The organism is Burkholderia sp. SRS-W-2-2016 (genome assembly GCF_001931485.1).
In the GTDB taxonomy this organism is placed as follows: Bacteria; Pseudomonadota; Gammaproteobacteria; order Burkholderiales; family Burkholderiaceae; genus Paraburkholderia.
In genome coordinates this window covers 1-26193 of the sequence record NZ_MSDV01000001.1, presented here as the reverse complement: position 1 = coordinate 26193, position 26193 = coordinate 1, and the positions used below count along the sequence as shown (strand labels likewise).

The 26193-nt window shown below is 66.3% G+C and carries 23 protein-coding genes; 14 read left to right on the top strand and 9 right to left on the bottom strand.

The window, feature by feature from the left end:
- Positions 1 to 41: 41 nt before the first annotated feature.
- The 4 genes from BTH42_RS00120 to BTH42_RS00105 are packed head-to-tail and all read left to right on the top strand — an operon-like array spanning position 42 to position 5540.
- Entirely contained in the window at positions 42 to 683 is a 642-nt protein-coding gene (locus BTH42_RS00120) for a chemotaxis protein CheW (protein ID WP_083654629.1), read from the top strand.
- Positions 680 to 3349 carry a hybrid sensor histidine kinase/response regulator gene (locus tag BTH42_RS00115; protein ID WP_075294697.1) on the top strand — a complete coding sequence of 890 codons (2670 nt, stop codon included), beginning with the start codon at positions 680 to 682 and terminating at the stop codon, positions 3347 to 3349. Before BTH42_RS00120 ends, BTH42_RS00115 begins: the two co-directional genes overlap by 4 nt.
- 5 nt (positions 3350 to 3354) lie before the next feature.
- Positions 3355 to 4389 (top strand): chemotaxis response regulator protein-glutamate methylesterase, encoded by a 1035-nt coding sequence (locus BTH42_RS00110; protein WP_075294696.1) that lies wholly within the window; start codon positions 3355 to 3357, stop codon positions 4387 to 4389.
- A gap of 35 nt (positions 4390 to 4424) precedes the next feature.
- Entirely contained in the window at positions 4425 to 5540 is a 1116-nt protein-coding gene (locus BTH42_RS00105) for a diguanylate cyclase (protein ID WP_075294695.1), read from the top strand.
- On the opposite strand, the gene BTH42_RS00100 is transcribed toward BTH42_RS00105, so the two are convergent.
- Positions 5519 to 6376: an SDR family oxidoreductase gene (locus tag BTH42_RS00100; protein ID WP_075294694.1), complete on the bottom strand. Its 858-nt coding sequence runs from the start codon at positions 6374 to 6376 to the stop codon at positions 5519 to 5521. The genes BTH42_RS00105 and BTH42_RS00100 overlap by 22 nt on opposite strands.
- A gap of 196 nt (positions 6377 to 6572) precedes the next feature.
- Between BTH42_RS00100 and BTH42_RS00095 the strand changes: the two genes are divergently transcribed.
- Positions 6573 to 7508 carry a GlxA family transcriptional regulator gene (locus tag BTH42_RS00095; RefSeq protein ID WP_075294693.1) on the top strand — a complete coding sequence of 312 codons (936 nt, stop codon included), beginning with the start codon at positions 6573 to 6575 and terminating at the stop codon, positions 7506 to 7508.
- A gap of 87 nt (positions 7509 to 7595) precedes the next feature.
- Positions 7596 to 8021 (top strand): HIT family protein, encoded by a 426-nt coding sequence (locus tag BTH42_RS00090; RefSeq protein ID WP_075294692.1) that lies wholly within the window; start codon positions 7596 to 7598, stop codon positions 8019 to 8021.
- 247 nt (positions 8022 to 8268) lie between these two features.
- Here BTH42_RS00090 and BTH42_RS00085 read toward each other — a convergent pair whose 3' ends face one another.
- Positions 8269 to 8448, bottom strand: coding sequence for a hypothetical protein (locus tag BTH42_RS00085; RefSeq protein ID WP_075294691.1), 180 nt, complete (start codon positions 8446 to 8448; stop codon positions 8269 to 8271).
- A 502-nt stretch (positions 8449 to 8950) separates the two neighbouring features.
- Between BTH42_RS00085 and sap1 the strand changes: the two genes are divergently transcribed.
- On the top strand, positions 8951 to 9289 hold the full coding sequence (gene sap1 / locus BTH42_RS00080; RefSeq protein WP_075294690.1) for a surface attachment protein Sap1: 339 nt from the start codon (positions 8951 to 8953) through the stop codon (positions 9287 to 9289).
- A 263-nt stretch (positions 9290 to 9552) separates the two neighbouring features.
- Here the strand turns inward: sap1 and araH are convergent, their stop codons facing one another.
- The 4 genes from araH to BTH42_RS00055 all read right to left on the bottom strand — a co-directional run bounded on the left by araH (position 9553) and on the right by BTH42_RS00055 (position 15335).
- The gene (gene araH, locus BTH42_RS00075; protein WP_075294689.1) at positions 9553 to 10557 is read right to left on the bottom strand and encodes an L-arabinose ABC transporter permease AraH; all 1005 of its coding nucleotides are present in this window, start codon (positions 10555 to 10557) and stop codon (positions 9553 to 9555) included.
- Positions 10558 to 10639: 82 nt separating this feature from the next.
- Entirely contained in the window at positions 10640 to 12196 is a 1557-nt protein-coding gene (gene araG / locus BTH42_RS00070) for an L-arabinose ABC transporter ATP-binding protein AraG (protein ID WP_075294688.1), read from the bottom strand.
- A gap of 315 nt (positions 12197 to 12511) precedes the next feature.
- The gene (locus tag BTH42_RS00060; protein WP_075294686.1) at positions 12512 to 13516 is read right to left on the bottom strand and encodes an arabinose ABC transporter substrate-binding protein; all 1005 of its coding nucleotides are present in this window, start codon (positions 13514 to 13516) and stop codon (positions 12512 to 12514) included.
- Positions 13517 to 13886: 370 nt separating this feature from the next.
- Complete coding sequence (locus tag BTH42_RS00055; protein WP_075294685.1) at positions 13887 to 15335, bottom strand: aldehyde dehydrogenase family protein; 1449 nt, start codon at positions 15333 to 15335, stop codon at positions 13887 to 13889.
- 205 nt (positions 15336 to 15540) lie between these two features.
- On the opposite strand from BTH42_RS00055, the gene BTH42_RS00050 reads away from it, so the two are divergent.
- On the top strand, positions 15541 to 16518 hold the full coding sequence (locus BTH42_RS00050) for a LysR family transcriptional regulator (RefSeq protein ID WP_075294684.1): 978 nt from the start codon (positions 15541 to 15543) through the stop codon (positions 16516 to 16518).
- Positions 16519 to 16660: 142 nt separating this feature from the next.
- The gene (locus BTH42_RS00045; protein ID WP_075294738.1) at positions 16661 to 17215 is read left to right on the top strand and encodes a YaeQ family protein; all 555 of its coding nucleotides are present in this window, start codon (positions 16661 to 16663) and stop codon (positions 17213 to 17215) included.
- 148 nt (positions 17216 to 17363) lie between these two features.
- Here the strand turns inward: BTH42_RS00045 and BTH42_RS00040 are convergent, their stop codons facing one another.
- Positions 17364 to 17789 carry a VOC family protein gene (locus BTH42_RS00040; RefSeq protein WP_075294683.1) on the bottom strand — a complete coding sequence of 142 codons (426 nt, stop codon included), beginning with the start codon at positions 17787 to 17789 and terminating at the stop codon, positions 17364 to 17366.
- A gap of 464 nt (positions 17790 to 18253) precedes the next feature.
- Between BTH42_RS00040 and ada the strand changes: the two genes are divergently transcribed.
- The 4 genes from ada to BTH42_RS00020 all read left to right on the top strand — a co-directional run bounded on the left by ada (position 18254) and on the right by BTH42_RS00020 (position 23091).
- Positions 18254 to 19507 (top strand): bifunctional DNA-binding transcriptional regulator/O6-methylguanine-DNA methyltransferase Ada, encoded by a 1254-nt coding sequence (ada, locus tag BTH42_RS00035; RefSeq protein ID WP_075294682.1) that lies wholly within the window; start codon positions 18254 to 18256, stop codon positions 19505 to 19507.
- The gene (locus tag BTH42_RS00030) at positions 19494 to 20411 is read left to right on the top strand and encodes a DNA-3-methyladenine glycosylase (protein ID WP_075294681.1); all 918 of its coding nucleotides are present in this window, start codon (positions 19494 to 19496) and stop codon (positions 20409 to 20411) included. Before ada ends, BTH42_RS00030 begins: the two co-directional genes overlap by 14 nt.
- Before the next feature lie 301 nt (positions 20412 to 20712).
- Entirely contained in the window at positions 20713 to 22329 is a 1617-nt protein-coding gene (gene gshA / locus BTH42_RS00025) for a glutamate--cysteine ligase (protein WP_075294680.1), read from the top strand.
- A gap of 255 nt (positions 22330 to 22584) precedes the next feature.
- Positions 22585 to 23091 (top strand): hypothetical protein, encoded by a 507-nt coding sequence (locus tag BTH42_RS00020; RefSeq protein WP_075294679.1) that lies wholly within the window; start codon positions 22585 to 22587, stop codon positions 23089 to 23091.
- 66 nt (positions 23092 to 23157) lie between these two features.
- Here the strand turns inward: BTH42_RS00020 and BTH42_RS00015 are convergent, their stop codons facing one another.
- Both BTH42_RS00015 and BTH42_RS00010 read right to left on the bottom strand, forming a co-directional pair.
- Complete coding sequence (locus BTH42_RS00015; protein ID WP_075294678.1) at positions 23158 to 24720, bottom strand: DHA2 family efflux MFS transporter permease subunit; 1563 nt, start codon at positions 24718 to 24720, stop codon at positions 23158 to 23160.
- Positions 24721 to 24908: 188 nt separating this feature from the next.
- On the bottom strand, positions 24909 to 25415 hold the full coding sequence (locus BTH42_RS00010) for a MarR family winged helix-turn-helix transcriptional regulator (RefSeq protein WP_075294677.1): 507 nt from the start codon (positions 25413 to 25415) through the stop codon (positions 24909 to 24911).
- Between the two features lie 259 nt (positions 25416 to 25674).
- Between BTH42_RS00010 and BTH42_RS00005 the strand changes: the two genes are divergently transcribed.
- Positions 25675 to 26079: a hypothetical protein gene (locus tag BTH42_RS00005; RefSeq protein ID WP_075294676.1), complete on the top strand. Its 405-nt coding sequence runs from the start codon at positions 25675 to 25677 to the stop codon at positions 26077 to 26079.
- Positions 26080 to 26193 lie beyond the last annotated feature (114 nt).

The window sequence follows — 26193 nt, the reverse complement described above, 5'->3', positions numbered from 1 at the left end:
GCTTCGACGATTGCTGGAATCGCATCGGCGTGCGCGGCGATATGTCGTGCGAGCGGCTGACCGAATACGTGCGCTGCCTGAACTGCCCGGTGTTCGAAGTGGCCGCGGCGAAGCTGCTCGATCAGCCGATGCCGCTCGTCGATCTGACCCGGCACGAGCCGCGGACGGCCGGCGCGGCCTCGCGTGCCGCCCTCACCTCGCACTCGCGCGATAAGCAGGACGGCGAATCGTTTCTGGTGTTTCGCATCGGCGGCGAATGGCTCGCGCTGCCGACGCCGATTTTCAAGCGCATCGTGCAGACGCGTACCGTGCATACGTTGCCGCATCGCCAGCATCGCGCGGTGCTCGGGGTGGTCAACGTGCAGGGCGAATTGCTGGTGTGCCTGTCGCTCGCGCATCTGCTCGGCTTCGAGCCCGAGGCCGCCGGCGCGCGCGACGATCGCACCCGCCTCGATCTGCCGCGTCTGCTGGTGATCGCGCGCGGCGACGAGCACGCGGTGTTGCCGGTCGACCAGGTCGACGGCGTGCAGCGCTTCGCGCCAGCGACGTTCTGCGCGCCGCCCGCGACGCTGTCGCAAACCGCGGCCACGCACACGCGCGCGGTCGTCGGGTGGCGCGGCGTCAGCGTCGGTCTGCTCGACGCCGACGCGCTATTCGACACCCTGAACCGGAGCCTCGGATGATCGACGACCCGCGCCGCCCGTCGCTGATCGATCTGTTTCGCGAGGAAGCGCGCAACCAGGCACGCGTGCTCGACGACGGCCTGCTGGTGCTCGACCGCGCGCCCACCGACGCGGCCGCGCTCGAAGCGTGCATGCGCGCCGCGCATTCGCTGAAAGGCGCCGCGCGGATCGTCGGCGTGCCGGTCGGCGTCGAACTCGCGCATGCGATGGAGGACTGTTTCGTCGCCGCGCAGGAGGGGCGCGCGCTGCTCGACGGCGCGTGGATCGATGTGCTGCTGCGCGGCGTCGATATCGTCGCGCGGATCGGCAACGATGAAGACGACGCGGCGCGTGTCGAGGTCGGCGAATGTGTGGCGGCGTTGCAGGCGCGGATGGAAGGGGTGGCGCCGCATGGTGCAGGGATGGGTGGGTTGGCGCTGGGTGCGGTGCCCTCGCCTACCCAAGCGCCCAACGCAGCCCCCGCAAGCGAACCGCTGGCGCCACGCGGTCCGGACCGCTTATCGCTGCCTCCCGCCGATGACGCTGCGTTCGATCTTCTGGCTAATGCACTGCGGGCCGAAGCCGCAACGACGCGAAGCGCTGCGTCCGCCGCCGCTCAGGCGACGCCTGCGACTCGTGAAACGCCTGTCAGTGCTGCGCCGCCGGCAACTTTCGCAACGCCCGGGACTCCCGCGACGTCAACGCCTGCTGCACCGCCGCCGACTCCAGCAACGCATGGGGCTTCCGCGGCGCCCACGTCCGCTGCAACGCCTGCGGCTCCGGCAGCGCATGGAACTCCCGCAACCGCTCCGTTCCCCGCAGCACAAACCCCGCCCGCAGCCCCGCTGCCGCCCTCGCCCGCCGGCACCGCAACGCCAACCGCGCCAACGAGCCTATCCACCAGCGCGAACACGCCCGCCACCGCCAACCTCACCGAAACCAGCCGCATGCTCCGCGTGCGCGCCGACAACCTCGACCGCCTGCTATCGCTATCCGGCGAATCGCTGGTCGAATCGCGCTGGCTGAAGCCGTTCGCGCAATCGATGTTGCGCGTCAAACGCGTGCAGCGCGACAGCGCCCGCGCGCTCGACCACCTGCACGCGACACTCGCCGACCTGCGGCTCGACCCGCTCGCGCAAAGCGCGCTCGAAGAACTGCGCCGCCTGAGCGCCGAAGCGCAGCAACTGCTCGGCGAGCGCCTCGCCGATCTGGAAAGCTACGACCGTCGCTCGACCCACCTCTCGCAGCAGTTGTACGACGCCGCGCTGCAATGCCGGATGCGTCCGTTCGGCGACGGCACCGGCGGCCTCGCGCGAATGGTGCGCGACGTCGCGCGTTCGCTCGGCAAGAAGGTGCGCTGGCAACTGATCGGCGAATCGACCCAGGTCGACCGCGACATTCTCGATCTGCTCGAAGCGCCGCTCGGCCACATGCTGCGCAACGCGCTCGATCACGGCATCGAAGCGCCCGCGCTGCGGCTCGCGCGCGGCAAGCCCGAGGAAGGCACGCTGACGCTCGAAGCGCGCCACAGCGCCGGCGCGCTGCAGATCACCGTATCGGACGACGGCGCCGGCATCGATCTCGACGCGCTGCGCGCATCGATCGTGCGCAAGAAACTCGCGAGCGAGGACACCGCCGCGCGCCTGTCCGAAGCCGAGCTGCTCGACTTCCTGTTCCTGCCCGGCTTCTCGCTGCGCGACCAGGTTACCGACGTGTCGGGCCGCGGCGTCGGCCTCGACGCGGTACACGACGTCGTCAAGCGGGTCCGCGGCACCGTGCGCATCACCCAGGAACCCGGCATCGGCACACGCATGCAGATGCAGTTGCCACTGACGCTGTCGGTAATCCGCAGTCTGCTGGTCGAAGTCGGCGGCGAGCCGTACGCGGTGCCGCTCGCGCACGTGAACCGCACGCTGCGGGTGAGCCGCGCGGACATCGAACTGCTCGAAGGTCATCAGCACATCGAATTTTCAGGACGCCGGATCGGCGTGGTCACCGCGCAGCAGATTCTGGAGGCCGCGCCGGCCGCGCACGACGACACGAGCGTGTGCCTCGTCGTGATCGGCGACGGGCCGCGCACCTACGGCGTCGCGGTCGACCGCTTCCTCGGCGAACGGATGCTGGTCGTGCAGCCGCTCGACGCGCGGCTCGGCAAGATCCGCAACATCAGCGCCGGCGCGCTGATGGAAAACGGCGACCCGGTGCTGATCGCCGACGTCGACGACTGGCTGCGCTCGGTCGAACGGCTGGTCGCCGGCGGCACCCTCAGTCACGCGCAGCAACGCGGCGCCGACAGCGCGCGGCGCGCGACCCGCCGCGTGCTGGTGGTCGACGATTCGCTGACCGTGCGCGAACTCGAACGCAAGCTGCTCGCGACGCGCGGCTACGACGTGACGATCGCGGTCGACGGGATGGACGGCTGGAACGCGGTGCGCGGCGAGCGCTTCGACCTCGTGATCACCGACATCGACATGCCGCGCATGGACGGCATCGAACTCGTCACGCTGATCAAGCGCGATCCGCAGTTGCAGGCGCTGCCGGTGATGATCGTGTCGTACAAGGATCGTGAAGAAGATCGCCGCACCGGCCTCGATGCGGGCGCGGACTATTATCTGGCCAAAGGCAGTTTCCACGACGAGGCACTGCTCGACGCGGTGCGTGACCTGATTGGCGAGGCCTACGGGTAAACAAGATGAAAATTGGAATCGTCAACGACATGCCGCTCGCGGTCGAGGCACTGCGCCGCGCCCTCGCCGCCCGCAGCGACTACGAGCTCGCGTGGGTCGCATCGGACGGCCAGCAGGCGCTCGACTTCTGCGTCGCGCAGCGGCCCGACATCGTACTGATGGACCTCGTGATGCCAAACGTCGACGGCATCGAGGCGACCCGCCGCATCATGGCGCGCGCGCCGTGCGCGATCCTGATCGTCACCGTCGACGTCGGCGCGAACGCGTGGCGCGTGTACGAAGCGATGGGCGCGGGCGCGCTCGACGCGGTCGATACGCCGTCGCTGTCCGGCCCCGACGCGCACAAGAGCATCGCGACCCTGATCGCGAAGATCGACAACGTCGCCGCGCTGGTCCGCGAACGCTGCGCGCCACGCATTGCCGCGAGCGAGCGTCCCGAACGCGGCGCCGCGCGCGACGTGCCGCTGGTCGCGATCGGCGCGTCGGCGGGCGGCCCGGCCGCGCTCGCCACAGTGCTCAGCGGTTTGCCGAAAGACTTCGGCGCGGCGATCGTGATCGTGCAGCACGTGGACGCCGCGTTCGCCGCCGGCATGGCCGACTGGCTGAACCAGCAGGCCGCGCTGCCGGTGCGGATCGCGCGCGAAGGCGACCGCCCGCAAGCGGGCGTCGCGCTGCTCGCCGCAACCGACGACCATCTGCATCTGAAGCTGCCGAACGTGCTCGGCTACACCCGGGTGCCGGAGGAAACGCCGTACCGACCATCGGTCGACGTGTTTTTCAACAGCGTGGTCGCGCGCTGGCCCGCGCGCGCGCTCGGCGTGCTGCTGACCGGCATGGGCCGGGACGGCGCGATCGGCCTGAAGGCGATGCGCACCAAGGGCTTTCACACGATCGCGCAGGACGAGGCAACGAGCGCGGTGTACGGCATGCCGAAGGCGGCTGCCGCGCTCGGCGCCGCCGCCGCGATCCTGCCGTTGCCGCGCATCGCCGCGGCGCTGACGGCCGCCGTCAACGAACGCCAGACGCCGAGCGCGGCCTGACGTGGCTTTCCCGACATACCTTCTGGCTGACCCACATGGACACTCCTAACTCGCCACAGAACGCCGCTGCGCAGTCTGTCGCAGACGAAGCGAACACACCGGCGCACGCGCTCGTCGCGGAGGATGCGCCCAGTCTCGCGATCGACGACGCGCTCGCGCGCATCCTCGCCAATCCGCCGGCGGCCGAATGCCCGATCATGGTGCTGCTGGTCGACGACCAGGCGATCATCGCCGAGGCGGTGCGCCAGGCGCTGGCCGGCGAGCCGGGGGTCGATTTCCACTACTGCGCGTCGCCGGAAGAAGCGCTGCGCTGCGCGGAGGAAACCCGCGCGACGGTGATCCTGCAGGACCTCGTAATGCCCGGCACCGACGGCCTCACGCTGGTGCGGCAGTACCGGCAGAATCCGGCCACCCGCGATATCCCGATCCTCGTGCTGTCGACCAAGGAAGAGCCGCTCGTCAAAAGCGCGGCGTTCGCGGCCGGCGCGAACGATTACCTGGTGAAGCTGCCCGACCGGATCGAACTGATCGCGCGAATCCGCTATCACTCGCGCTCGTACCTGAACCTCGTGCAGCGCGACGAGGCGTATCGCGCGCTGCGGCAGTCGCAGCAGCAATTGCTCGCGACCAATCTGGAGCTGCAGCGGCTGACCCATTCCGACGGCCTGACCGGGCTGTCGAACCGGCGCTATCTCGACCAGTATCTGGCCGCCGAATGGCGTCGCGGGATGCGCGACCGGACCGGCCTCGGCTTCCTGATGATCGACGTCGACAACTTCAAGGCCTACAACGACACCTACGGCCACGTCGCCGGCGACGAAGTGCTCAAGAGCGTCGCGCACACGATCGAATCGTGCCTGGGCCGCTCGCCGGACCTCGCCGCGCGCTTCGGCGGCGAGGAGTTCGCGGTGGTCGTGCCGGGCACGTCGGCCGGCGGCCTGCGGCTGCTCGCGGAGAAAATCCGCATCGCGATCGAAGACCTCGCGATCACCCATTCGGGCTCGGCGGCCGGCGTCGTCACGATCAGCATCGGCGCGGCGACGCTGGTGCCGTCGGCGGCCGACCCGGTGACGACGCTGATCGAAGCGGCCGATGTGGGTTTGTATCGCGCGAAACGGGACGGCAAGAATCAGGTCGCGATGAGCGGTTGAGCCGCCGCCGCGTGCGCGTAGCGCGCGGCCGGCACATCGCGCGACAGATTCGGCTGCAACTGCAGGCGCGCATCGTCGAAGCGCTGCCAGTCGGCGGCATCGGGCAACGACGGAATCGTCACCAGTTCGCCCTGATCGAGACCGGCGAGCGCCGCGTCGACCATATCGTCGGCGCTCATCACGATCTGCGCGGGCAACTGCTCGACCGCGAGCCCCGCGCGATCCCAGAACGCGGTGCTGGTCGCACCCGGCAACACCGCCTGCAGCCGCACGCCCTTGCCGCCCACTTCGTGATGCAGCGACTGCGTCAGGTTCAGCACATACGCCTTGGTGCCGCTATAGGTGCCGTTCAACAGTTCCGGCGCCAGCGCGACGATCGACGAAATATTGATCAGCGTGCCCGCGCCGCGCTCGATAAACCCCGGCAACACCGCCGCGCTCAGCCGCGTGAGCGCGGTCACGTTCAGCTCGATCATCGCGTCTAGCTGATCGAGGTCCGAGTCGAGCAGCGACGCGGTCGCGCCGACGCCCGCGTTGTTGACCAGCAGCGTGATGTCGCGATCGGCGCGCAGCCGTTCCTCGACACGCCGCACGTCGGCCTTCACGGTCAGGTCCGCGCTGAGCGTCGCGACGCGGCGACCGGTTGCTTCGTTCAGGCGCGCGGCGAGGCTCGCCAGTCTGGCGCCGTCGCGCGCGATCAGCAGCAGGTCGTAGCCGCGTCGCGCGAGACGGTCCGCGTAGACCGCGCCGATCCCCGACGATGCGCCCGTAATCACCGCGATGCCCTTGCCTGCGTTCGTACCCGTGTGGGCGCCCTGCTGTGTCTGCGTTGCCATTTGAATCGCTCCTTGCGGGCTGCGCGCAACATGCGCGAATGCCCTTGCCGATGAATGGGAAAAGCCGGTGAACCCGTCGCCGTCCGCCGCAACGCTTTGAAAGTTTTTGCGCCGACGCGACCGGGTTGACGAAGCCAGTGTAGGCGCGTACCTTTTTGTCTCAAATGTCGTATTTCCCTCGTTTCAGGACATCGCGATGAAACGCATCGGTGTGGTCGTATTTCCGGGTTTCCAGGTCCTCGATCTGATCGCGGTGTCGATCTTCGAGGTCGCGAACCTCGAACGCGCGGAGCCCGCGTACGAAGTGACGGTGATTTCCGAGCACGGCGGGATGGTGCGTAGCTCGGCCGGCGTCGAGGTCGCGACCGAGCCGTTCGGCGAGGCGGCCTACGACACGGTGATCGTCACCGGCGCGATGGAAGTCGCGCCGTCGTCGCCGGGGCTGCTCGCGTTTCTGAACGATGCGCTCACCGCGTCGCGCCGTACCGCGAGCATCTGCACCGGCGCGTTCGTGCTCGCGGAGGCCGGCATTCTCGATGGCCGCCACGCGACCACCCACTGGGCGCATGCACGCGATCTGCAACGGCGCTTCCCGCGCGCGCGGGTCGACGAGGACCGCATTTTTATCGTCGACGGCTCGGTCTGGACTTCGGCCGGCATGACCGCCTGCATCGACCTGTGCCTCGCGCTCGTGGAGAATGATCTCGGCGTGGCCAGTTCGCGCGCGATCGCGAAGAAACTCGTCGTTTATCACCGCCGCACCGGCGGGCAGTCGCAGTTCTCCGCGATGCTCGAACTCGAACCGAAGTCCGACCGGATTCAGACCGCGCTGTCGTATGCGAAAAGCCATCTGCACGAACCGCTGACGGTCGAACAGCTCGCCGAGCTCGCGCATCTGAGTCCGCGCCAGTTCAGCCGCGCGTTTCGCGACGAAACCCGGCAGTCGCCGGCCAAGGCGATCGAGGCGCTGCGCGTCGAAGCGGCGCGCGCGATGCTCGAAGCCGGCCGTCATTCGATCGAAACGGTCGCAGCCGACACTGGCTTCGTCGACCCCGAGCGGATGCGGCGCGCGTTTCTGCGCGCCTTCGGCCAGCCGCCGCAGGCAATCCGTCGCGCCGCACGCGTGTTGTAAGAGATCGGGTGGACAATAGCCGGACCGCCCCGCTACCGCGGCATCGATTCGCAATTCGAACCCAGCCTGACGAGGAAAGGAAACGCAATGAGCTACAACGACAGCAACCCGTTCGCGAAAATCCTGCGCGGCGAACTCCCGTGCATCAAGGTGGCCGAAAACAACCAGGCGCTGGCGTTCATGGACCTGATGCCGCAAGCCGACGGCCATCTGCTGGTCGTGCCGAAGGAAGCGGTTGCGGAAATTTTCGATCTGTCGGACGCGTCGCTGGTCGCGTCGATGCGGATGGCGCAGAAGCTCGCGATCGCGATACGCGCGGCGTTGCGCCCGGACGGCGTGTTCATCGGTCAGTTCAACGGCGCCGCCGCCGGACAGACGGTGCCGCACGTGCACTTCCATGTGATCCCGCGCTGGGATGGGCAGCCGCTGAAAATGCATGCGCGCGAGACCGCCGACGCCGATACGCTGGAAGCCTTGGCTAAACGGATTCGCGCTCACTGGCGCGCGGATTGAGCGAGCGGATTAAGCACGCGGCACGCGAGGCTGGCCGCGCGCGGAGCGCGTCACGTAGTGATGTATCGCCACGCGCCGCGCATAGCGGTCACGCGCCGTAACATCTGTAAAAGCGCTTGAAACCACTAGCGGGCGCGACCTCGCTAGACTGCGAACTGCCTTGTGTTCAAGGCATTGAGTGTGGATCTCTTTTTTCGCCTGCCCATTGCGGCAGGCTTTTTTCTTGGTGCTGTCGATCCAGCCTCATTCACAGACGATCGCGCGAGCGCCGCAGCGGATGGCGCCAGTCGTGCCGCCGCGGCCGCGGATGCAGACCGCGTTCATCGTGCAGATGGCGATGTTCCTGCCACAATTCGTCGGAGAAAAGGAACAGGACGATTAGCAGCGGAACGACCAGAAAAATCCCGAGTATTACGTGCTCGTTCACGATAGCCTCCAGGTGCCGGAGATTTGGTTTCATTGTAGAGCAGCGGTTATTCCCGCATCGGACGGCGCCGCGCATTCCGAAGCCGACGGCAGCGCCCATTCACCCAGTTGGCATCGTTTATTTTCTGTATCCGCACCATTATTTCGCGCGACGTGATTAGCGCATTGAATGACTTTGTGTGCGCCGCACCAAGTGCCGGATTTAATTTTATTAAATCGCTTAATTGAGCCCACTGGTTTACGCGAACCCTAGCGCAGAGCTTTACTGGATAAAGCCGACCGCCCTAGCCCATTTTTAGTTATCTGTTTCATGCGTGCCCAATCAGACACTTAGCGGGCGTTTTAATTTGCTGCGCGCACGGGTGCGACAATTCGCCACTGTTGCGACCGCACACAAGATGTGCTTGTCGTTCTGACTGCTTCTCCTAAAGTGCAAGATGCAGGTCCGCCGTTAAAGTTAAATACATAGCTAACCCGAGCACCCGGCCTGCACCGGAGGAAAAATGAAAACTCGAATTGCCGTTGTTTTCGCCATTGCGGGTTTGGCTGCCGCGAGCGTTCAGGCGCAGGACGTCATGATCAAGCCGCAGCAAACCATTCAGTTCAAGGCCAATGCGTATGGCTGCGTGTCGAAAGACAAGCTCGACGCCGTCGACCAGCATGCGCAAGCCGGTGAACAGCAAAAGATGCAGGAATTCTTCTCCGGATACCAATGCGTGTCGACGCCGTCCGATTCGAGTTTCCGCGTGGTCCGCGTAGTCGGCCATGACGTCGAATTCGTGAACGCCGGCAATAGCGACACGGTCGGATTATGGGCAAACGACCGGTTTATCAAGCAATAGGCAATCGATAAGCAACCGATAAGCAACAACCCCGTTATTCCGGCAAAAGCCGGAATACGGTCGCATGCGTGTCACTTGCGGCTTTAAAGCGGCAAGCGTGAACGCGTGAGCTGAAAAGCGGCTTGGGCATGTGAATGCCCCGGCCGTTTTTTTATTCTCTTCGCGCGTAAAAAAGCCGGTGCGGATCGCCCGATCCGCACCGGCAGTCGCCTTCTCGCAAAGCGCAGGAAAAACTAACCGGAACAAGCCGAAACAAGCGCGCGTCAGTGCACGCGTTTGCTGCGGCGGAACTGGTCGAACAGCACCGCGAGCAGCAGGATGCCGCCGCGAATCAGGTACTGGTAGAAAGTCGGCACGTTCAGCAGGCTCATCGCGTCCTGCACCGAGCCCATGATCAGCACGCCGACCAGCACGCCGGAGATGGTCGCGACGCCGCCGGTCAGCGACACGCCGCCGAGCACGCAAGCCGAAATCACGCCGAGTTCGAGACCGACCGAGGTCTTCGGGTCGCCGAGACTCATCCGCGATGCGAGCATCACGCCCGCGAAGCCGGTCACGAGACCTTGCAGCACGAACACGGTGATCTTGATGCGCGTGACCGGCAGACCCGCGAGCACGGCCGCCTCGCTATTGCCGCCGACCGCCAGCACGTTCTTGCCGAACACGGTCTTCTTCAGCAGGAAGCCGAACAGCACGAAGCCGACGATGTTGCTCCAGATCGGATACGAGATGCCGAGGAACGAGCCGCCGCCGAGTTCGAAGAAGCTCTCTTCGGAGATCATCACCGCGTCGCCGTTCGACGTGATGAACGCGAGGCCGCGCACGACTTCCATCATCGCGAGCGTGACGATCAGCGAGTTGATCTTGTAGCGCGCGACCAGCGTGCCGTTCACGAGTCCGACCACGCCGCCCGCGAGCACGCCGGCGACGACGCCGATCGTCACACTATGGGTCGCGGTGATCAGCACGGAGGCGACCACCCCGGAGAACGCGACGATCGACGCGACCGACAAATCGACTTCGCCGAGCGCGAGCACGAACATCATCGTCACCGAGATCGAACCGATCAGCGTGACCGACAGCAGCAGCCCCTGGATGTTGCGCGAGCTGAGAAAGCCGGGGACCGTGAACGACAGCACCGCGAACAGAATCAGGAACACCATCACGATGCCGGATTTGTTGACGAGCTCCCAGGTGCGCGCGGCGCGCGCGGTAATGCCGGCCGAGACGACGGCGGGCGATGACGAATCGGTTGAAGGTGTATTCATGGTGTCGGTTCCATTCAATGCCGTTGGCAGTGCGATGTTTCTATAACGGTGGCGCTGAACAAGCTGAGCGCGATGAGCGCACTCAACGCGGCAGTGCGAGCTTGATTAGCGCATCGGGGGTGGCCTGCGCCTTCGGCAGATCGCCGACGATCGCGCCTTCCTTCATCACGATCACGCGGTCGGCGACGCCGATCACCTCGGCGAGATCGCTCGACACGACGATGACCGTGCGGCCCGCTTCAGCGAGCCCGTACAGCAGGCCGTAAATTTCGCTGCGCGCGCCGACGTCGATGCCGCGCGTGGGCTCGTCCATCAGGAAGACGTCGATGTTTTCGGCGAGCCAGCGCGACAGGATCACCTTCTGCTGGTTGCCGCCGGAGAGGGTGCCGATCGGCGTGTCGCCGTTGCGGGTTTTAATCGCGAGCTTCGCGATGAATTCGCGCGTGGTCTGCGCTTCCTTGCGGCCGTCGAGCACGTGAAAGCGGCTGAAGTGGCGCCGGCAGCTGATGTTCAGGTTGTCCGACACCGATGCGATCGACACGATGCCTTCCTGCTTGCGATCCTCCGGACACAGCGCGACGCCGGCGCGCACCGCGTCGCGCGGAGTCGCGAACTGCACGCGCTTGCCCTTCAGCACGACCTCGCCGGCGGCCGGCTTGACCGCGCCGTAGATCAGCTTCATCAGCTCCGAACGGCCCGCGCCGACCAGCCCGAAGAAGCCGACGATCTCGCCCTTGCGCGCGGCGAACGACGCCGGTTCGCGCAGCCCCGGACCGAGCAGGCCATCGACCTTCAGTTGCACGTCGCCGAGTTCGCGAGTGCGATAGCCGTACACGTCGCTGATCGAGCGGCCGACCATGCAGCTGATCAGCCGATCCCGGTCGAGCCCCGCGCCGGCTTCGAACGTATCGATGCGGCGGCCGTCGCGGAACACGGTCACGCGATCGCACAGTTCGTAGACTTCCTCCATCCGGTGCGTGACGTAGATGATCGCGCGGCCTTCGGCCCGCAGCGCGCGGATGATCCGGAACAGCTGGGTCGTCTCGCGCGAGGACAGCGAGCTGGTCGGCTCATCGAATGCGATCACGCGCGCGTCGCGCATCAGCGCCTTGCCGATTTCGATCATCTGCCGCTGGCCGATCGACAGATGCTTGACCTGCTGCGACGGATCGATTTTTTCGCCGAGCCGTTCGAGCTCGCGCAGCGCGCGAGCGACCAGCGCTTTTTCGTCCAGTACCCCGAAACGATTCGGCAGCGCGCCGAGCATCAGGTTTTCGGCGACCGTCAATTCCGGCACCAGATGCAGTTCCTGATAGATGATCGCGATGCCCGCGGCGATCGCCGCCTTGGTGGTCGCGAACTGCTGCTCGACGCCGTCGAGCGACAGCGTGCCCGCGACCGGATGATTGACGCCGGACAGCACCTTGAGCAGCGTCGATTTGCCGGCGCCGTTTTCGCCCATCAGGCCGTGCACTTCGCCGCGCCGCACTTCGAGCGAGACCTGGTCGAGCGCGAGCACGCCCGGAAAGCGCACGGTGATGCCGTCGAGCTGGAGATAGGGGGCGTCGGACGTGGGCATGGCGGGCGAGGGCGCAAGCGCCGTGTCGCCGCCGTCGGCGCCGGTGAATATGGACGTCATCGAAAAACCTCGAACGGGTGGAACGTGGGCGGGCCGCCGCTTGCTGCCTGCGATTTCCTGCTTGCTGTCTGCGGTTTGCCGCTGCTTGCCGCGCGTTGCGTATCGCGTGCGGCAAGCGGCACGGTTTGCGGGCCGCGCGCGGCGATATGCCTGCCGCGAATTGCTTGCGGCGTGCGGCGATCCGTCTGCCGCGCGTCGCATGCCTGGTGCTGCCCCGGGTGGTTCGCTTGCCGCGTTTCACGTGCTTCGCGCGCGGCCCGCAAACTTCGTGCTGCATGCGCGGCGGCCACTACAACGCCGCCGCGCGAACTCCGCTTAAATGCCGAGTTCCTTACGCACGTCCTGCCAGTTGCTGCGCACCATCAGCTTGCCGGTGGTTTGCGTGTCGGCCGGCGGCTGCTTGCCGCCCTTGATCCACTGAACCAGGTTCTCGGTGCTGTCCTTGCCGTGGTTCGTCGAGCTCACCGCGATCGTGCCGTAGAAGCCGGTCGGCTCCTTCTTCTGGAACTCGGCGAACGCTTCGCCCGCGCCGTTGATGCCGACGCCGATCACATCGGCCGACGGGATATGCAGCTGCTCGGTCGCGCGCACGCCGCCCAGCACGCTTTCCTCGTTCAGCGCGAAGATCACCCACTTCTTGATGTTCGGATGCTGCGCGAGCACCGGCGATACCGCGTTGAAGCCGCCTTCGTCGTCGGTGGTCTTTTGCGGCGCGTCGAAGATGTTTTCCTTCTTGAAGCCGCCGGCCAGCAGCGATTGCGTCGCGCCGTCGGTGCGCAGCTTGGCGGTCGGCAGTTCGTAGTCGGTGATGCGCAGCGCGCCGACTTCTTCAGGCTTCCAGCCGCGGCGCTTCATTTCCTCGCTGATCGCGGTGCCGACCTGGTTGCCGATCTTGAACGCGGACATGCCCAGGTGCGGCACGTTCGCGAGCGGCTTGCCGGTCGAGTCGACCAGCTGGTCGTCGACGGTCACGAACTTCATGTTGTAGCGCTTCGCGCGCGCCTGAATCGCCGGTCCGAGACGCACGTCGGGCGCGCAGATCACGAAGCCCTGCGCGCCTTGCGCGCCGAGGTTATCGATCGCGGCCAGCACTTTTTCGCCGTCCGGCGTGCCGATGTTGACCACCGAGAAGCCGTCCTTCTGGCCGAGCGCGGTCGCGGCCTTCTGTTCGTTGATGAACCACGCCTGCTCCGGCATCTTCACGAGGAAGCCGACTTTCAGCGGCTCGTCCGCGTGCGCGGACAGTTGCGCGGCGAACGGCGCGGCGAGGGCGGCGGCCGCGATCGCGGTCAGGGTCAAACGGCGAAGCTTGCTGGTCATCGGGTGTCTCCTAAGGTTGAAAAGCTGCATTGGTGTCGTGTAGTTGCAGCAGGGGTACGCGTGGGCGCGTCATCGGTGTGTGATGCCGCCCGCGCGAAATTGCGCACATCCATGTCGAACGCGCGCCACGCCACGCACGCAACATGCGGTGAAAACCGGGTGATACCGCGGGGCCGCGCACAGCCGGAAAATTCGTCGCACTCGGCGCGCCGTGTAGCGCTGCTTTCACGGCGGTCCAGGCCGCGAAAAGCGACAGCGCCGCGCGCAACCGCAAAACTCATCGCGCTCGGGCCGCCGCGTCGATCGTTTTCACAGCGGTCCAAACCGGAAAAACCTGCGGCGAAGCACACAGCCGAAAGACTCATCGCGCTCAGCCCGCCACGTACGCCGTCTTCACAGCGGTCCAGAACGCGGCATCGCTCGCGCCGTAAGCCGATGCCTTGCGCCCGCCACCGGGCCCGTGATGCTCGACCGCCGTGGTCGGCAGATTGATCGTCACGAGGCCGCTTTGCACATGGCGGCGGAAATGCCGCGCGCGTTCGAGCGAGCGCGTGCAGATGCCGGCGCACAGTCCGTACGTGGTGTCGTTCGCCAGATGCAGCGCGTGCTCGTAGTCGTCCGCGCGCAGCACGACCGCGAGCGGCCCGAAAATTTCTTCACGCGCGATCCGCTGATCGGGCTCGCCGACGAACAGCGCCGGCTCGAAAAAGTAACCGCGCGTCGCGCGCTCGAGCGGCCGGCCGCCGCACAGCAATTGCGCGCCTTCCTGCTCGCCGATGCGCACGTAGTCGAGATTGCGTTCGAGCTGCGCGGCGTTCGCGACCGGGCCGAGATCGGCGCCGTGTTTCAGCGCGTGATCGACGGTCAGTTTCTCGAGCTTCGCGCGCAACGCGTCGACGAACGGCGCGAACACCGCGCGCTCGACAATCAATCTCGCGGCCGCCGTGCAGCGCTGGCCGGCCGCGCTGTATGCGCCGGTGAGCGCGGCATCGACCGCGCGGTCCAGATCGGCATCGGCCAGTACTACGAACGGATTCTTGCCGCCCATTTCCAGCTGCACGCGCGCCTGGCGCGCGGCGGCGGTCTGCAACACGCGCGTGCCGATCTCGGTCGAGCCGCTGAAGCTGACCGCGGCCACCAGCGGATGCGCGACGATGCGCGCGCCGACCTTGCGGCCGCTGCCCATCACGAGGTTGAACACGCCGGCCGGCAGACCCGCGCGGCTGACGATCGACGCCAGCGCCGCCGCGCAGGCCGGCGACGATTCCGCCGGCTTGTAGACCACACAGTTGCCGTGCGCGAGCGCGGCGCCGATCTTCGCGGCGGCGCTCGCGAGCGGCGCGCTCCACGGCGCGATGATGCCGACCACGCCGAGCGGCTCGCGGGTCACGTCGATTTCGACGCCGGCCCGCGCCGACGCGAGCGGCTCCGCGAACGCGCGCAATGCCTCGGCCGCGAACAGCTTGAACAGTTGACCCGCGCGGGTCGCTTCGGCGAGCGCCTCGGGCAGCACCTTGCCGACTTCGCGCGCGAGCAGCCGGGCCAGTTCCTCGCGGCGCGCGAGCATTTCGCTGCCGATCGCATCGAGCGCATCGGCGCGGCGCTGCGCGGACGCCAGCGACCAGTCGCGAAACGCCGCGTGCGCGGCCTGGATCGCGCTATCGGTCTGGCGCACATCGGCCCGCACGTATTCGCCGACCGGCTCGTCGAGATCCGACGGATTGAGCGACACGCCCGCGGTCGCGCCGGTCTCCCATCCGCCATTGATGTAATGGCGAAACGGGCTGGTAGCGAGAGGGACGAGCGGATCGCGGTTCATCGGCGGAAAGGGCGCACGGGCGGCGCCTTACCGGCGCCGCGGCAGAAATCTCATCGAAGCTCACAAAGTCCACGAATGGTATTGGCGGTCCTAATAACTTTCCAATCCCTTTTTCGGCCTCACCGATATCAGTTTCGGTATGGCATGATGGGGGCCGCCACGCAGAGCGCTAAAAGCCGCTCGCCAAAAAACAGGAGACCACGCGATGACGCGTAGCTATTCAAACTGGTTCGTGCGCGCCCGGCTGAAGACCCGCCAGTTGCTGCTGCTGGCGGCGATGGAAGAGGAGGGCAACGTGCGCCGCGCCGCCGACGTGCTCGGCATGACTCAGCCGGCCGCATCGCGGCTGCTGAAGGAACTGGAGGACATGCTCGGGGTGAGCCTGTTCGACCGCACCCCACACGGGATGCACGCGACGCTGTACGGCGAGGTGATGATCCGCCACGCGCGAATGGTGCTGTCGAACCTGAGCCAGGCGCACGACGAAATCTCCGCATTGCGCTCGGGACTCGCCGGTCAGGTGCGGATCGGCGTGATCGCGGCGGCCGCCGCGACGATGGTGCCGCACGCGATCGCCAGCGTGAAGGAACGCTATCCGCAGTTGCAGATCTGGGCCGAAGTCGAGACTTCCGACGTGATGCTGCCGCGCCTCGCCGAGGGCGAGCTGGACATCATGATCGGCCGCGTGCTCGAACGGCAGAACCAGTTCAAGACCGACGTGCGCTACGAGCCGCTCGCCGACGAGCCGCTGTGTGTGGTCGCGCGCCCCGGCCATCCGCTCGAAAATGAGACAGGTTTGACGCTGCGCGGGATCGTCAACGCAAGCTGGGTGTTGCACCCGCCGGGCAGCGTGCTGCGTCATCGCTTCGATCTGATGTTTTCGCAGATCGGGCTGAATCCGCCGCAAAACGTCGTCAATACCAACAACTTTCTCGCGATTTCGAGCCTGCTGCTGCAAAGCGACATGTTGGCGGTTCTGCCCGACGAAGTGGCGCGTCAATACCAACAGTACGGTGTGCTCAAGCGCGTACCGATCGATTTGCCGTGCAGGATGGACACTTTCGGTATCATCACGCGCCAGTCGCATCTGCTGTCGCCGGCCGCCGCGGTGGTGCTCGAAGCGTTGCGGGATGCGGCTCGCGAGGTTTACGGCTCGCCCCTGGAAACGGCGGTGGCCCGATAAATGCTCCCTCCTTCGTCATAGGCACCGGCTGACGGCGCGGGAGGTACGTGCGATGTATAGCAAACACAAGAAACGGCAACGCGCCGTCGACGATTCTTTTTCGCTGCGCTCCGCTGGAGCGGGCGCCTGGTTCAGTAACGGCATGGCTCTCAAATCGACAATTTATAAGGCGGAACTGCAGATCGCGGACATGGACCGGCACTATTACGCCGACCATTCGCTGACGATCGCCCGTCACCCCTCGGAAACCGACGACCGGATGATGGTCCGCGTCGCCGCATTCGCGCTGTTCGCGCAGGAACGGCTGGAATTTTGCAAAGGTTTGTCGGACGTCGACGAACCGGACCTGTGGCAGAAGGACCTGACCGGCGCGATCGAAACCTGGATCGAGGTCGGTCAACCGGATGAGCGGCGGATCGCCAAGGCGAGCGGGCGCGCGGATCGCGTGGTCGTGATCGCGTATGGCGGTCGCACGTCGGAGATCTGGTGGCAGGGTGTGCGCAACAAGGTGGAACGGATGCGCAACGTGACGGTGTGGACGCTCGGCGAAGACGTCGCCGCGTCGCTCGGCTCGCTCGCCGAACGCACGATGCGCCTGCAATGCACGGTGCAGGACGGCGAAGCATGGCTCGGCAGCGCCGAGGCCGATGCGGTGAAGATCGACTGGACTGTGTTGAAGGCGCCCGCGGACGCCTGATCAGCCTGAGCGGCGCCCGCTGGCGTGATTGTGCAGATCTGAAACGGTTTGTGCTGCCTGTCTGGGCGCGGACCGCGCTCACAGCGAGCCTGACTGTCCGGATCTGGACAGTTTCGCTGCCTCGGCCGGACAAGCGGCCGGACAGCGCTTAGAGCGACGTCAGCCGCGCCGCGTCCGGCGGCCCCTTCAGTTCGACCATATTGCCCTCCGGGTCGAACAGATACAGCGACGGCCCGAAGCCGTCCGCGCCATACCGCACCCCGTGTTCGCCGATCCGCGCGCCATGCGCGGCCAGATGCGCGCTGAGCGCGTCGATGTCGAACGTGTCGATGCGCAGACACAGGTGGTCCATGTTGCGCCCGGCGCCCACCGCGCCGTTTTCCGGCCGGTCGATCTTCGCGCCGACCTGCAGCAGATCGATCAATGAACGTCCCGCACGCAGTTGCGTGAGCCCCAACTCGCGCTGCTCTTTTTCGAGGCTGCAGCCAAGCACGTCGCAGTAAAAGCGCGCGAGCGCCTGTGCGTCGGTCGCGCGAATCACGACGTGGTCGATCTCGCGAATGTGGATTTTCATGTCGAACGCCCTTTGGTCTGGCTGTTTCGGAGAACCGATGATTAGCCAGTGTAGAAGAAAGGACGGAAGTCGCGCGAGGCGGGGAGGCTGCCGCGGAAAACGCGGGCAAAAAAAAGCCCGCTCAAGTGGAGCGGGCTGAATCCATATCAGGAGGAGACATGGAGGAGACAGTTCCTAATATACACATCGGCTTGGTGCGACGCAATAACTTTTTAAGGGAAAACCCGATATCGGGCCAAATTGTCGCAACTTGAGGCAAAACGCCCGCCCAGTAGGCGTTTGGAGGCGCTTCGGACTACGATCTAGCGGGTTTTGACCCCACCCTAAGTAGGGGCAAGCGGGCTCGAATCATCGGCGAATGACAGCGCAAGAAGCGGAGCGTAGTGTGTCGGCTTCGGGCCTACATTGATGAGCATCGACATTGCCCAACCCCGCAGTCTCCGTTCGGGGTACATAGGACCATCATGAACGCCACCACCCGTCATTCCACCGCCGCGAGCGCCACCAACGCCACCAACGCCGCCGACGCCGCCGACGCCGCTTATGCCGCGTCCGCCTCCAGCACCACTCCGTGGCACACCGACGACGAGCGCTGGGACGCCGTCCTGCGCCGCGACCGCGAAGCCGACGGCGCGTTCTTCTACGCGGTCCGAACCACCGGCGTGTTCTGCCGGCCGTCGTGCGCGTCGCGCCAGCCGCGTCGCGAGAACGTCGCGTTCTTCACCGATGCCGCCGCCGCCCGCGCCGCGGGCTTTCGCGATTGCAAGCGCTGCCAGCCGGGCGGCCTGCCGCGCGAGCTGGACATCGTCAATCGCGCGTGCGCGGCGCTCGATGCCGATCCGCAGCAGCGTCTGACGCTCGCGCAACTGAGCGACGCGGTACACGTGAGCCCGTTTCATTTGCAGCGGCTGTTCAAGCGGGTGGTCGGCGTGTCGCCGCGGCAGTATCAGGCCGCGCAGCGCGGCGCCGCGTTGCGCGATGCGTTGCAGGGCGGCGCCGACGTGACCCGCGCGACGCTCGACGCCGGCTTCGGCTCGCCGTCGCGGATGTACGACAGCGCGCCGGCCGAACTCGGGATGGCGCCGTCCGCGTATCGACGCAAGGGCGCGGGGCTCACGGTGCGCTACGCGAGCGCGCCGAGTTCGCTCGGCTTCGTGCTGGTCGCCGCAACCGATAAAGGCATCTGCAAGATCGGTTTCGGCGACGCCGCCACGCCACTGATCGATGAACTGCGCGGCGAGTTCGCGAATGCGGAGCTGCGCGAAGACACGAAGGGGCTCGCGCCGTTCATCGCGCAGATCGACGCGTATCTGCACGGCACGCGGCAGGACTTCGAACTGCCGCTCGATATCGCGTCGACCGCGTTCAAGCAGCGGGTGTGGGACGCGCTGCGGCGCATCCCGTACGGCGAGACGCGCAGCTATTCGCAGATCGCCGAGGCGGTCGGCTCGCCGCGCGCGGTCCGCGCGGTCGCGAGCGCCTGCGCGACCAACCCGGTTGCACTCGCGATTCCGTGTCACCGCGTCGTGCAGAAGGGCGGTGCGTTGGCCGGGTATCGCTGGGGGCTGCCGCGCAAGGCCGCGTTGCTCGACAATGAGGCACGGCATGCGGGCGGCGCAGCCGCCGGCGACGCACAGCGCCGCGACACCGCCCGCGCCGACCCGAACCCGACCACCGACAACAACACCAACCGGATCACGCCGCGTGAGCACGCTTAACGACGTCGCAATTCTCGAACTCCCGTTCAAAGCCCCGTTCGACTGGCCGCGCCTGCTGCGCTTTTTCAGCGGACGCGCGACGCCCGGCGTCGAAGCCGTCGAAGACGGCGCGTATCGTCGCGCGATCGACTGGGACGGCGACAGCGGCACGCTCAGCGTGCGGCTGCATCCGCGCAAGCGCTGCATCGTCGCGAGCATCGAAGGGCCGGTCAGCCGTCACGCCGACGCGCTGGCCGCGCCGGTCGCGAAGATGTTCGATCTGCGCGCCGACCCGAAGCGGATCGCCGCCGGGCTCGCCGCCGATCCGTGGCTCGCGCCGCTCGTCGATGCGGTGCCCGGTTTGCGGGTGCCGGGCGCATGGTCCGGCTTCGAGCTGGTGGTGCGCGCGATCGTCGGGCAACAGGTCAGCGTGAAGGCCGCGACGACGATCATCGGGCGGCTGGTGCAGCGCGCGGGCGAGCGTATCGATGGGCATCCGCACGAAAACACCGCGTGGCGTTTTCCGACCCCGGCCGCGCTCGCCGCAGTCGATCTCGCGCAGATCGGCATGCCCGGCAAGCGGGTCGCCGCGTTGCAGGGCTTCGCGCGCGCGGTCGCGAGCGGCGACGTGCCGCTCGACAGCGACGTCAGCGACGCCGCCAGCCTGCGCGCCGCGCTGCTCGCGCTCGCGGGGATCGGCCCGTGGACCGTCGAATACGTGGCGATGCGCGCGTGGCGCGATCCGGACGCGTGGCCCGCGTCGGATCTGGTGCTGATGCAGTCGATCTGCGCGCGCGATCCGTCGCTCACGCGGCCCGCGCAGCAGCGCAGCCGCACCGACGGCTGGCGGCCGTATCGCGCGTATGCGGCGATGCATCTGTGGAACGAGGTGGCGGATCGGGCGGGCGCCGCGCGCGGCGGGTAAGCGGCGCCGCGGGGTGCTCGCAGTAGCGCGATCCACTCCCGCCGCAATGAGGCACTCTCCGTAACGGGCAGGCTCAAGCTCCCGAACCCGGCGCACAGCCGCCGCTTTCATCGCAAAAATCAAACGGCCAGCAACGCCTGCACGCACCGCCAAACCCGCGCCGAGGCGGGCTCAAGCAGGGGTTCTGGCGAGATGTTAAAGTGCCCGCTACCGAAAATTTTGCCGAGCGTTGTCGCCATCCCGTTTCCGCCCGAGCAGCATCAGGCGGTTCACCGCGGCCGGCAACGCGCGACTCGCATCGATGCCCAACAAGACACCCTCCCGCGCGACCGACGCGTTTTCGCACCGCCTGTCCGTGCTGTCAGCAAGCCCGCAGCGTGACGCGCTGATCCGCGGCCTGCGCGGCATCGAAAAGGAAAGCCTGCGCGTCGCGCACGACGGCCAGCTCGCGCTGACGCCGCATCCGCGCGCGCTCGGCTCGGCGCTCACGCATCCGTCGCTGACGACCGACTACTCCGAGGCGTTGCTGGAACTCATCACGCCGGCCGAGCAGGACGTCGCCGACACGCTCGCGAAGCTCGACGAATTGCATCGCTTCGTCTACGCGGAACTCGGCGACGAGATCCTGTGGAACAACTCGATGCCGGGCCTGTTGCCCGCCACCGACGACGGCATTCCGATCGCCCAATACGGCAGCTCGAACATCGGCCGGCTCAAGTACGTGTACCGGATCGGCCTCGCGCTGCGCTATGGCCGCACGATGCAGTGCATCGCCGGGATCCACTACAACTATTCGCTGAACGAAGAAGTGTGGCGGCTACTGCACGCCGATCAGCAGTCCACCGCGAGCGCGGTCGATTTCCAGTCCGAGCGCTACCTCGCGCTGATCCGCAACTTCCGCCGCACCAACTGGCTGCTGATGTATCTGTTCGGCGCATCGCCGGCGCTCGACCGGCGCTTCCTGCGCGATCGCGCGCATACGCTCGACACGTTCGACGCCGACACGCTGTATCGCCCATACGCGACCAGTCTGCGGATGAGCGACCTCGGCTATTCGAACACCACCGCGCAAGCCGCGCTGCATGCCGACTACGACACGCTGCCCGGTTACCTCGACGCGCTCGCGAAGGCGGTCAGCCAGCCGTATCCGGCCTACGAGCAGATCGGCACGCAACGCGACGGCGAGTGGGTGCAGATCAACACCAACGTGCTGCAGATCGAAAACGAGTTCTACTCGACGATCCGCCCGAAGCGCGTCACCTATCCGGGCGAGCGCCCGCTGCACGCGCTCGCCGCGCGCGGCGTGCAATACGTCGAAGTGCGCTGCATGGATATCGATCCGTTCGAGCCGAGCGGCATTTCGCTGGAGACCTCGCGCTTTCTCGACGCGTATCTGCTGGTCTGCGCACTCGACGACAGCGCGACGCTGCCGCCGCCCGCGTACTGCGAAGCGAACCAGAACTTCGGCCGCGTGACGATGGAAGGCCGCAAGCCGGGCCTCGAACTGATCCGCGACGGCCAGCCGGTCGCGATGCTCGATTGGGCGAACGAGCTGCTGGTCAAGATCGACGCGGCCGCCAAGGTGCTCGACGATCTGCACGGCGGCGATGCGCACGCGCGCTCGGTCGCGACGCAACGCGCGAAGCTCGCGGACGTATCGCTGACGCCGTCGGCGCGCGTGCTGCAAACGATGCGCGACAAACAGCAGAGCTTTCTCGCGTTCGGCCTCGCGCAAAGCGAAGCGCACGCCGCGTATTTCCGCGCCCGTCCGCTCGATGCCGCGCAACACGACGAGTTCGTCAAACTCGCGGCGCAGTCGCTCGATGAACAGGCGAAGCTCGAACGCGACGAAGTCGGTTCGTTCGATGCGTTCGTCGCCGCGTATCGCGCGTACACGCTGAACCGGTTTAGCGTATGACGAAGATGCGTGGCGCTGCGTGCCTGCGCAAAGTGTAGAAAAGCGGCCCACGTGGCCGCTTTTTTCTTGCTGTGGATAACTACTGTGGACAACTCAATGCCCACGCGCAGGTAAGCTCTACGCGCCAGCGGGGCGGGCCTCGTAGCCAATCGGCAAATTCTCCGCGCGCGCCCGCGATTCTCCGGCCGTGATGAAACACCGTTAGGGCCGCGCGGTCCAACTTGCATGAGACGCTCCACAGCGGGAGGTATCGACGTGAAGAACAAAAATCTGTTGGTCGCGCTGTGTCTGACGGCGCTGGCGGGTTGCGCATCGCGAGGTCAGGTCGATCCGGACGTGATGCAGATCGCAACCAAGCCGTTGACGTGTTCGAGCAAGGCCGAGTGCGAGTTGTGGTGGCAACGGGCGCAGAGCTGGGTCGCGAGTCATTCGAAATACAAGATCGAGACCGCGACCGATTCGTTGATCCAGACCGCCGGTCCCGATGGCGGCAAACGCGCGCTCGCGTATCAGATCACCCGCACCGCGAATCCCGACGGCACCGCGACGATCGGCTTTTCCGCGCATTGCGACGGCTCGATGGGCTGCAAGCCGAATCCGTGGGAAGCGGGCGCCGATTTCAAACAGTATGTGAGAGGCACGGCGATCGCCGCGCCGCAAAGTGGCACCGCAACGGCGCCCGCCGCGGCCGATGCCGCGCATCCGGAAGCGGTGCCCGGCAAGCCGGCCAGCACGCCGAACGGCGAGGCGATGTCGCAATAACTACTCGCGGCTATGCCATTGCTGAAAGGCCGCGGCGCTACGCGCGCCGCGGCCTCGCGATTTGCTTCAATGTCCTAACGAAGGGCCGGCACCCTTGCGAGGCTTCGTGACCCACACCAGCACCGCCAGCACCAGAAACGCCGCGCACGAAATGCGGAAGAAGTCGTTGGTCGCCATCATGTACGCCTGACTCGTCACCACCTGGTTCAGATGCGCGGTCACGCTGTCGCCGGTGAGCCCGACGCCGGCGAGCGCACTCGTGTACGCCTTGGTGTTCGCCGAATACACGTTGACGGTGTCGGCCAGCATCGCGTGATGGTAGATCGTGTCGTTCTCCCAGAACGTCGTGCTGATCGCGGTGCCGATTGCGCCCGACAACGTGCGGAAGAAGTTGGACAGACCCGACGCGCTCGCGAGCCGCTCGTCGGACACGCTCGACAGCGTGATCGTCGTCATCGGCACGAAGAAGCACGCGACGCCGATGCCCTGGATCAGTCGCGGCAGGATCACGTGACCGAACGGCACGTCGAGCGTAAACGTCGAGTTCCAGAACGATACGATCGCGAACACGATGAACGCGAAGCTCGCGACCATCCGCAGATTCAACCGATGCATGTTCTTGCCGATCATCGGCGACAGGAACAGCGCGAGCAGGCCGACCGGCGCGGTGGCCAGACCCGCGAGTCCGGCCGTGTAGCCCATCACCGTTTGCAGCCACAGCGGGAAGATCACGACCGAGCCGAAGAACGCCATGAAGCCGAACGAGATGATCACGACCCCGAGCGCGAAATTGCGGTCCTTGAAGAGCGACAGGTCGACGATCGGTTCGTCGTCGGTCAACTCCCACACCAGCAGGAACGCGATCGCGACAACCGCGATCACCGCAAGCGCCAGGATGAACGTCGAGTTGAACCAGTCGCGGTCCTTGCCGAGGTCGAGCATCATCTGCAGACACGACACGCCGGTCACCAGCAGCACGAGGCCGACCGCGTCGATCCGTTGCCGGGTGGTCTGGGTCTCGCGGCCGCGCAGCAGCATGTACGCGCAGAACGCCGAGAACACGCCGATCGGCACGTTGATGTAGAAGATCCACGGCCACGTGAAGTTGTCGGTGATATAGCCGCCCAGCACCGGGCCGAAGATCGGCGCGCAGATCACGGTCATCGCCCATAAGCCGAGCGCGAGACCGCGTTTGGCGAGCGGGTAGGAGCGCATCAGGATCGTCTGCGACAGCGGCACCATCGGCCCGGACACGAGCCCTTGCAGCAGCCGGAACGCGATCAGCGATTCGAAGTTCTGCGCGAAACCGCAGGCCGCCGACGCGAGCGTAAACAGCAGCACCGACAGCGTGAACAGCCGCACCTCACCGACCCGCCGCGCGAGCCAGCCGGTCAGCGGCACCGCGATCGCGGAGGCCACCGAGTACGACGAGATCACCCACGTCCCCTGGCTCGACGCGACGCCGAGACTGCCGGAAATGGTCGGCACCGCGACGTTCGCGATCGAGGTGTCGAGCACCTCCATGAAAGTGCCGAGCGCCAGACCGACGGTCAGTAGCGCGAGTGCGCCGCCCTTCAACTGCGCGGGTTCGGCGGCGGGTTGCGCGGCAGCGGGAGCCGTGGCTTCCATATGTTGTTCTCCTCAGTCGGGAAAGCTTGTCGCGGCAGCTTTATCGCACGTTTCAAACGCGATGCTTATGTGCCGGATCACCCTCTGCCCAGACAGATATCCTAAGACAATGGCGCCTTTCAGCGCCTCGTTGTGGTCCTGCCTGTGTTCCGTCCAACGATGCCGCCCGCTCGGGGCAGCGTTTCGACTCACGCCTGCGGGTCGTCCTGCGGTAACGCCAGTCCACATCCCGCGCCCGCGCCGCCTTCCATGCCGTTTTCGATGAAACGGGCCAGCAGGCGAATCAGCGTTGCATGATCTTCGGCGCTGAAGCCGCGCAACTGCTCGTTGAGCACGGTCGCGCCCAGATTCGGCAACTGCTGCGCGGCCACGTGGCCCTGCGGCGTCAATTCCAGCTGCACCATCCGACGGTCCGAACTGCTGCGCGTGCGCACGACGAAGCCCTTCTTTTCGAGCCGGTCGAGCAGACGGGTCATCGAGCCGCTGTCGTACGACATCGCGCGCGACAGCTCGAACGGCGTGCTCGCGCGCTTCGAGGCCAGCATCAGGATCACGCCGATCTGCTGCGCGGTCAGGCCGAGCGGCTTCACCGCGCGGTCCGTGCGTTCGACCAGCACGTTGCGCGCTTTCGTCAGGTAATAGCCGAGACTGCTCGTCAGCTCGATCTCGTCCGCTTTGTAGGGGCCTTCAACCATGGGGTATCCACAACATCGACAGGCAGATCGAAGTCTAGCTGCCTAAGCAGACAAGTCAAATCGCATTTTGCGACGCGTCGCCGGCCGGCAGAAAAACAACACTGGAATCATTCGAGCGGCACAGTATCTTGAAATTTGCTTGCATAGTCAATATTATTCCAAGCAATGAGTTTCGCGCGTCCACCGCCTTCCGAGACCATGTTCTGACCGTTTGTTTGCACGCCGCCGTTCGCGCGACGTGTCCCACTGGATCTTCCCGATGCTGTACCTCAAAAACACGCTTGGCGGCCTGGGCCGCTCACTGACCGATTCCGCACTCCATAGCTTCCAGGGCCGGCACCGCTGGTGGAAGCTCGCGCTGTTCGCGGGACTGTTCGTGCTGCCGGGCGGATCGGTGGGGGTCGCGTTGCTCGCGTGGGTCGAGCATCGGCGCAGCGGCAAGCGGGCGAACGGCGGAGACGGTGCAATCGGGGGCGTGCAGATCGCGGCGAGCGCTGTGGCGGACGAAGGGATCAAGGTGGCGGCCAAAGCGCCCGCCGCACCGGCGCTGAACGCCGTGCCGACTTCGGCTTGCCACGCACGCGGCGATGCGGCGTGCCGGGCCGCCGCTGGCAAACTCGCCTGCCAGCGGCAGCAGACCCAGGCAGTGGAAGCGCGCGGCTGACCTCACAGCTTCCGCAGCGCGCGCCGAAGCCTCGTTCAGAGCCTCGTTCAGAGCCTCGTCTCAGGCCGCGTTTTCAGGCCGCACAGCTGACACACCGCTCCCGCCTCCAACGTC